The organism is Acidovorax facilis, from assembly GCF_023913775.1.
In the GTDB taxonomy this organism is placed as follows: Bacteria; Pseudomonadota; Gammaproteobacteria; order Burkholderiales; family Burkholderiaceae_C; genus Acidovorax; species Acidovorax facilis.
In genome coordinates, this window is sequence record NZ_JAMXAX010000320.1 from 1 (window position 1) to 761 (window position 761).

General features: G+C 62.7%; 2 protein-coding genes. Both read left to right on the top strand.

All coding sequences use genetic code 11. The features are described 5' to 3' along the window. A partial coding sequence (locus tag NFX52_RS30400) for a helix-turn-helix domain-containing protein (RefSeq protein ID WP_252636013.1) occupies positions 1-213 on the top strand: 213 nt, incomplete at its 5' end. 262 nt (positions 214-475) lie between these two features. Continuing rightward, the gene (locus NFX52_RS30405) at positions 476-679 is read left to right on the top strand and encodes a hypothetical protein (RefSeq protein ID WP_156358907.1); all 204 of its coding nucleotides are present in this window, start codon (positions 476-478) and stop codon (positions 677-679) included. The last annotated feature ends 82 nt before the right edge of the window (positions 680-761 follow it).

The following is a 761-nucleotide window of genomic DNA, read 5'->3' on the forward strand; positions in this document are numbered from 1 at the left end:
TTGCGCGTGCAGAAAGAGTGGTCCCAGGAGCGTCTGGCCCACGAGTGCGAACTGGACCGCACCTACGTGTCGGCCATCGAGCGCTGCAAGTGGAACGTCTCGCTGGCAAACATCGAGCGCCTGGCCCACGTTCTGGGTGTCGCACCATGGGCTCTGCTCAAGCCGCCCGAGGTGCCAGCACCGACCAAGCGCCGGGCGAGCCAGGCACAGTAAAAGCCTGGATCCATTAGCTCCTCGCTGCCCAACCAGCCTTAAGGCTCAAACCGCCATCCATCCTCCTCTTGGGTTTGTGACATTATGTGATGCAAACTCATCAGATCAACGCGGCCATAGGGCAGCGGTTGACGCCGCTGTGGCAAAGTTGGCAGGAGTGCGGTCCAGTTGCAGTGATGCCCTTCGGAGAACCGGGGGCCAACCAAGTCGCTACCATCGTGCTACCCACCGACAACACCCCGCGACAAGCCCGCTCCGAGACATGCCCACGAATCCACCTGCCACTGTCAACCACTGCGGCTACTGCGGAGCCAGCAGCTACCACCGGGTGGTAGCGCGCGACGAGACGGGCGCCATGCGCTACACCGAGACCCTGCAGTGCACGGGATGCAACCGTGCATTCACCGATCTTCAGGACTGGCGGCGGGGCGGACAGGCGGCACAATCCACTACTGCGGCCCCATAGCAGTGCCTGGGCCGGAGCATTGGGGCTGACCACCACCCCCCTCTGACTCGTTGCCATCGTCACAGTCTTCTTCTTCTTCTTC

Coding starts and splice junctions, on each gene's coding strand:
- NFX52_RS30405 (WP_156358907.1), top strand. CDS start 476: ATGCCCACGAATCCACCTGCCACTGTCAACCACTGCGGCTACTGCGGA.